General features: G+C 62.1%; 7 protein-coding genes. 1 reads left to right on the forward strand and 6 read right to left on the reverse strand.

Annotated features, from left to right (window positions below):
• Window positions 1-82: 82 nt before the first annotated feature.
• From BFP90_RS24990 to BFP90_RS25000, 3 genes are read right to left on the reverse strand one after another with little or no spacing between them, the layout of a single operon-like run.
• The gene (locus BFP90_RS24990) at window positions 83-931 is read right to left on the reverse strand and encodes an alpha/beta hydrolase (protein WP_065898216.1); all 849 of its coding nucleotides are present in this window, start codon (window positions 929-931) and stop codon (window positions 83-85) included.
• On the reverse strand, window positions 928-2,322 hold the full coding sequence (locus tag BFP90_RS24995) for an aspartate aminotransferase family protein (RefSeq protein WP_065885979.1): 1,395 nt from the start codon (window positions 2,320-2,322) through the stop codon (window positions 928-930). The genes BFP90_RS24990 and BFP90_RS24995 overlap by 4 nt, the downstream gene beginning before the upstream one ends.
• Complete coding sequence (locus tag BFP90_RS25000; RefSeq protein ID WP_065885978.1) at window positions 2,315-3,019, reverse strand: HAD-IB family phosphatase; 705 nt, start codon at window positions 3,017-3,019, stop codon at window positions 2,315-2,317. The genes BFP90_RS24995 and BFP90_RS25000 overlap by 8 nt, the downstream gene beginning before the upstream one ends.
• Before the next feature lie 229 nt (window positions 3,020-3,248).
• Between BFP90_RS25000 and BFP90_RS25005 the strand changes: the two genes are divergently transcribed.
• Entirely contained in the window at window positions 3,249-4,019 is a 771-nt protein-coding gene (locus BFP90_RS25005; protein ID WP_065898217.1) for a MipA/OmpV family protein, read from the forward strand.
• A gap of 157 nt (window positions 4,020-4,176) precedes the next feature.
• On the opposite strand, the gene BFP90_RS25010 is transcribed toward BFP90_RS25005, so the two are convergent.
• The 3 genes from BFP90_RS25010 to BFP90_RS25020 are packed head-to-tail and all read right to left on the reverse strand — an operon-like array spanning window position 4,177 to window position 5,875.
• On the reverse strand, window positions 4,177-4,581 hold the full coding sequence (locus tag BFP90_RS25010; RefSeq protein WP_065885976.1) for an EamA family transporter: 405 nt from the start codon (window positions 4,579-4,581) through the stop codon (window positions 4,177-4,179).
• Window positions 4,578-4,958 carry an EamA family transporter gene (locus BFP90_RS25015; protein ID WP_065885975.1) on the reverse strand — a complete coding sequence of 127 codons (381 nt, stop codon included), beginning with the start codon at window positions 4,956-4,958 and terminating at the stop codon, window positions 4,578-4,580. Before BFP90_RS25015 ends, BFP90_RS25010 begins: the two co-directional genes overlap by 4 nt.
• Window positions 4,955-5,875 carry an arginase family protein gene (locus BFP90_RS25020; protein WP_065894034.1) on the reverse strand — a complete coding sequence of 307 codons (921 nt, stop codon included), beginning with the start codon at window positions 5,873-5,875 and terminating at the stop codon, window positions 4,955-4,957. Before BFP90_RS25020 ends, BFP90_RS25015 begins: the two co-directional genes overlap by 4 nt.
• Window positions 5,876-6,100: the final 225 nt, after the last annotated feature.

Raw genomic sequence — 6,100 nt, forward strand, 5'->3', positions numbered from 1 at the left:
GCGCAGAGACCGCGTTCAGCCTGGCATTACGCGTTATCGTGAACGACCTTCGCGAGCAAGCTCGCTCCTACAGGTCAGCGAATCAGGCCACACGATTGAGATGCATCGAATGCCGCTCGACAAACTCGGCGCTCAACTCGATCACACGGCGGTATTGCAGGTCGACGGTAATCATGTGATAGCAGTTATCCAGCAGAATCTTGGTCACCGGGCCACCGAGGTGGCGCTCCACGTAATCGGCGTTCCAACGGCTGGTGATGTCGTCCTCGATGGAGTGCAACACCAGCGCCGGTGCCTTGATCGCCGGCATGCGCTTCTTGACCACGGCGTTGAGGCGATGCAACTCGCGCACGGTGACGCCTTCCATGGTCAACAACCCCGCCTCGCTGCTCTCGCCCTCCTTCATCTGCCGCTCGACGACGGCCCGCAGGCGTTCGTTCTTGATGCCATAGGGCGGCTTCTCCTCGAAGCTGCAGACGTGCACGCCGAACGGAATCTTCATCAGCAACGGCGTGAGAAACGCCAACTTGTTGATGCTCCAGCCGTCGTACTTCAAGGTGGTTGAATACATCAGCAGCCCGGCGACCTGCCCCGGGTGTTCGGCCGCCACGTACATCGACATCACCGCGCCCATGGACAAGCCGCCGACGAACACCTGCGCGTGACGCCGCTTGACCTGTACGAAGGTCTTGCGCACCCCTTCGTACCAGTCGCGCCAGCCGGTGGCCTGCAGGTCGCTGTTATCGCCGCAGTGCCCGGCCAGGGTGGGCACGTACACCGTGCAATTGCCCGCCTTGACCAGCCCCCTGGCGACCTGGCGCAATTCCGTTGGAGTGCCGGTCAGGCCGTGAATCAACAGAATCCCGACCGGACCCTCACCGAGAACGAAGCCGGCACCGCCTTCACCGAGGTCGATCTCGCCGGTACTCACCGGTTGGTCGCTCGCACCAGCAGTTGCTCGAGCAGCTTCAGGCCCAGGTCGATTTCCGGGTAGCTGATTTCCAGGGACGGTGCCAGGGTGATCACGTTCTTGTAGTAACCGCCCACGTCGAGGATCAGGCCGAGTTTCTGGCCATCGACCACCATGTCGCCTTTCATGCCTTCCTCGACCATGTAGTCCAGGGTCGCCTTGTCCGGGGCGAAGCCATCCGGCCCGCAGATTTCGCAGCGCAGCGCCAGGCCCAGGCCGTCGACGTCACCGATGATCGGAAAACGTTTCTGCAAGTCCTGCAGGCCTTCGAGGAAGTATTTGCCCTTGGCCATGACCATTGCGCCGTAGTCGATTTCGCTGGTCATCTTGAACATTTCCAGGCCCACCGCCGTGCCCAACGGGTTGGAGGCGAAGGTGGAGTGGGTCGAGCCTGGCGGGAAGATCTTCGGGTTAATCAGCTCTTCTCGGGCCCAGATGCCGCCCAGCGGGTTGAGGCCGTTGGTCAGCGCCTTGCCGAACACGATCACGTCAGGCTGCACGTCGAAGTGCTCGATCGACCAGAGTTTGCCGGTGCGGTAGAAGCCCATCTGGATTTCATCCGAGACCATCAGGATGCCGTGCTGATCCAGGACGTGCTTGAGTTCGCGATAGAAGTTCATCGGCGGGATCACGTAGCCGCCGGTGCCCTGGATCGGCTCCACATAGAACGCCGCGTATTCGCACTGGTTGGTTTTCGGGTCCCAGACGCCGTTGTATTCGGTCTCGAACAAACGCGCGAATTGCTGCACGCACTGGCTGCCGTACTCTTCCTTGGTCATGCCTTTGGGGCCGCGGAAGTGATACGGGAACGGAATGAAGTTGGCGCGCTCGCCAAAGTGGCCGTAGCGACGACGGTAGCGGAAGCTCGACGTGATCGACGAGGCACCGAGCGTACGGCCGTGGTAGCCGCCTTCGAAGGCGAACATCAGGCTCTTGCCGTTGCTGGCGTTGCGCACCACCTTCAACGAGTCTTCAATCGACTGCGAACCGCCGACGTTGAAGTGCACGCGACCGTCGAGGCCGAATTTTTTCTTGGCGTCGACCGCGATCATTTCCGACAGCTCGATCTTGCCTTTGTGCAGGTACTGGCTGGCGATCTGCGGCAGCGTGTCGATCTGCTGTTTCAAAGCATTGTTCAGGCGCGGGTTGGCATAACCGAAGTTGACGGCCGAGTACCACATCTGCAGGTCGAGGTAGGCCTGGTCTTCGGTGTCCCACACGTAGGAGCCTTCGCAGCGACTGAAAATACGCGGCGGCTCGATGTAGTGAACGGTGTCGCCGTAGGAACAGTACTTGGCTTCTTTATCCAGAAGGATCTGGTCTTCGGCGGTGGCGATGCGGATATCAGACATGATGGAAGAGGTCCTGAGTGTCGGAAGAGGTGTTGAAAGTCGCGGCGTTGGCGGCGATGCCTTGCGGCAGTTGCGCCAGCAGGGCAGGCACCTCGGCAAAGGTGTCAAAGCGCGCATGAGGAATCTGGTGGGCGACGCAATACTCGGCGAGGCTGCCCTTGGCGAACACGAAGTCGGCGGTGGAGGCCACGCACATGTCGGATTTGCCGTCGCCGATCACCAGCACGCGCTTGTTGCCCGGCGTGGACTTGCACTTGCAGTTGCCGGAAGCGGCGCGGCAGGCATCGCTGGCGTACGGAAAGTCGATGCGCCAGCTGTTCTGGTCGATCTGGCGCAGGCGGTTGGCGAGGATCGGCAGCAAAGTCACGTAGTTGCGCGACAGAATGCGTGCGATGCCCTGCTCGATGCCGTCGCTGACCACTTCGATAGTCGCGCCCAGGCCCATGACGTGATCGACGAAATCCGGGAAGTCCGGGTCAATCTCGACGCTGTCGAAATACGCCAGCAGTTCGCTGGGGGTGGCCTTGATCAGCGCCAGCTGGCGGCTCAGGCATTCGCGTGAACCGATATGTCCATCCAGCCATTGCTGTTCGATGGTTTCCCACTCGGGGCCGGCGAAGCGTTGGAGGACGTTGTCGATGACATCGGTGGGGGTGATGGTCCCGTCGAAGTCACACACGATATGCCATTGGATCATTGCGTCTACCTTTGGAAAGAGGCGCGCTGTATGCGCTTGCATAACCGGTAGAGCAGGGAGCGTGCCAACAGGCCAGGGCCCCGCGGGGCTGGGGTTTTCTCAGGGTTTGCAGAGGATGTGGGTTCGGCGAGCTACAATTTTTGTAGCTTGCTACAAACAAGATGAGTGCTTGCGCGCGAGGCGGCGTCTGCGCGTTCATGCGCGCATGAACTCATCAGGAAAGCGTGCCATGTCCACCTTCACGTCTGTCGTATGCGCAGGGTTTCTCGGGCTGTGCGGCCTCTCCAGTGCCGCCTGCGCGCAAGGCATCAGCGGCGACGTGGGCGCCGGCCTCAGCTACCAGCCCCATGACCCGACGGGCAGCCGCTACGAAACCCGCCCCGTGCCCTACCTGGACCTGGACTGGGGCGACGTCAGCCTGGGCACCGATGACGGCTTGACCTGGAGCGCGTTGAACGCCCATGGCATCACCGCCGGCCCGTATATCAATTACCTGTCGGGGCGTACGTCCAACGGCGCGCTGCAAGGTCTGCGCAATGTGTCGGACATGGCTGAGGTCGGCGGGTTCGTCCAATACGCCCCGGCCGATTTCTGGCGGGTCTACGCGCAGGTGGGCCAGGCCGTGGGCGGTGGGAATACGCAAAGTGGCGCGCTCGGCAAACTGGGCGGCGAACTGGGCTATCCACTGGGTGGCGGGATTATCGGCAGCACCGGGCTGGTCGCGCATATTGCCGATGCACGCCAGGCCAATACCTTCTTCGGCGTGGACAACCACGAGGCCGCCGCCACCGGCTTTCGGCCCTACACCGCCAGCGGTGGCGTGCAGAACGTGGCGCTGAGCCAGAGCTTCGCGTTCCCGGTGGCAACGCACTGGTCATTGCTGACCAGCGCCAGTTGGGTCCACCTGGTCGGTTCGGCAGCCAAGAGCAGCATCGTCAGGCAAGCCGGCAGCGTCAACCAGCGCCAGGTGCAGACGGCGATCAGCTACAGCTTCAATTAAAAGCCACCACCGATCTACCTGATGTATAGAGATCAACATGTGGGAGGGGGCTTGCCCCCGATGAGGGAGTGTCAGTGAGTGCATCTGCGACTGACCCACCGCCATCGGGGGCAAGCCCCCTCCCACATGTTGAACCGAGCTGGACACACCAGACCGGTCAGTTCTCTTCTCCCTCCGCCAACAGCGCAATCCCCGCCACAATCACCGCCACACCCACCCAGTGCAAAACGCTGATGTGCTCCCCCAGCCCAAGCCAGGACCCCAGCAACACCGCCACAAACACCAGCGAACTCAGCGGAAAGGCCAAAGACAAACTGCTGCGCCGCAGGATCAGCATCCACACAAAAAAAGCGCCGAGATAACTGGCAATCGCCGCCAGAATCCCGGGGTTGCGCGCCACCTGTGTCAGCCACTGCCAGTTGAAATCCATCTGGCCCAATTGATCACCGGCCACCTTGGTAAACAGTTGCCCGGCACTTTCAGTGGCGATCAACAGCGCCCACAGCACCAACGTGCCAAGACGCCCATGCAGCCAGCCCGTATCGAGGGTTTGCGTACTCATGCCTGGCCTCCCGCAATCGCCACCAACATCACACCGAAAGTAATCACCAGCGTGCCCAGCCAACGCCGTCGGCTGACGGTTTCCTTGAGCACGACCCTGCCCGCCAGCACCACCAGGCAATAGGCCAACGCCGCCAGCGGAAACAGCAGGCTCAACGGCGCACGGGACAAAGCTTCGAGCCAGACGAAAAACTCGATCACATAAGCCCCGACGCCGGCCCAGAGCAGCGGCGCATTGAACACCTGGCCCCAGAACGCGCGCAGGCGAAAACCGCCCTCAAGTTGCGGTAAACGGTCCACGCCCAGCTTGAAACACAACTGGCCAATCACATCGAGAACAATCGAAAACGCCAGCAACAGCACCACGGTCAGGGTCACGGGAACAGCTCCTCAAACAGGTCGATCAAGGCTTCATTGGTCGCCGCATTGCGCTGCAAATCCTGCGCGCTCCACCGCTCGGGCGGTGGCTGGTCGGACTTGGCCTCCCAGCGCTTGAAGGCGTTGCTGAAGGCCGGCGGCGCAAACTCGCCGCACACGTCGATGCCAAGGATGCGTTTATGCGCCGCCAACGCCCGCAGGGCCTGGAGCAAGTGGCTCAGGCGCATGCCACCCTGGTCCCAATTGGTGGCGGCGTCTTCGCTGGCCAGTACGTCTTTGTCGATGGTGATCCAGATCGCTTCGGTGGGCAGGCTGGCGATCATCTCCTTGAGGAAGGCCGCCCAATCCAGTTCCGCCAGGTTGCGCCAGTGCAGGTGGTTTTCCTGCTGTTGGTGCCCGGCGCCATCGCCGATCCGCCCCCACACCTGCGACGGCGGGTGCTGCCAGGGAAACAGCTGCAATTGCCCGCGCTTGAGGGCGCCAAGGTTACCGCCGCGCAGTTGCGGGTTATGCAGGTCGTCACTGCAAGGCCCCAGGGTGACGATGCGTTTGATCGCCGGCATTTTCAGCGCGCGGTTGACCCACGAACCACAGTGACGCTTGGGCGCAAAGCGCACCCAGTCGGGGTGGTTGTCGAAGTGGATAAGGCTGACGGGCTCCTTCAGGTCGGCCAGGAACGCCGGCGTGAGGTGGTGGTAGTCGCCGGAGCCGACGAACAGGATTTCCGGGCGTGCATTGCTGGGCCGTGGCCGTTGGGCCAGGCGCTCTACAAAGCGCTTCCAGGTTTTTTCCGTGGACCACAGGCGCAGTTTCGGGCCCAGGTCCAGCAGGTCGAGGCGCGTCGCCCGGCCGCTGGCCAACCGCCGGGCAATCGGCGCCTGACCGGTGAGGCTGTGGTCGAGGTCAAGAATGTTCAAGGTAATGTTTCACCCCTAATGGCAGCGCCCAGCCGCAGACCGGGTGGGCTTTAGGGGGTCAATGCAAGGGGCGGGCCAGCTAAATATTCAAATCTGCGCAGATCACAATGTGTGAGGGGGCTTGCTCCCGTGACGGCCGCATTAGCCAACGCGTGTCTACCTGACGCTCCGAGGTCCAAATGTGGGAGGGGCGGTGCGACGATTCGACTTGCCCCCGATGGCGGC

The sequence above is a fragment of the Pseudomonas sp. 24 E 13 genome (assembly GCF_900004715.1).
GTDB classification, from domain to species: Bacteria; Pseudomonadota; Gammaproteobacteria; order Pseudomonadales; family Pseudomonadaceae; genus Aquipseudomonas; species Aquipseudomonas orientalis_A.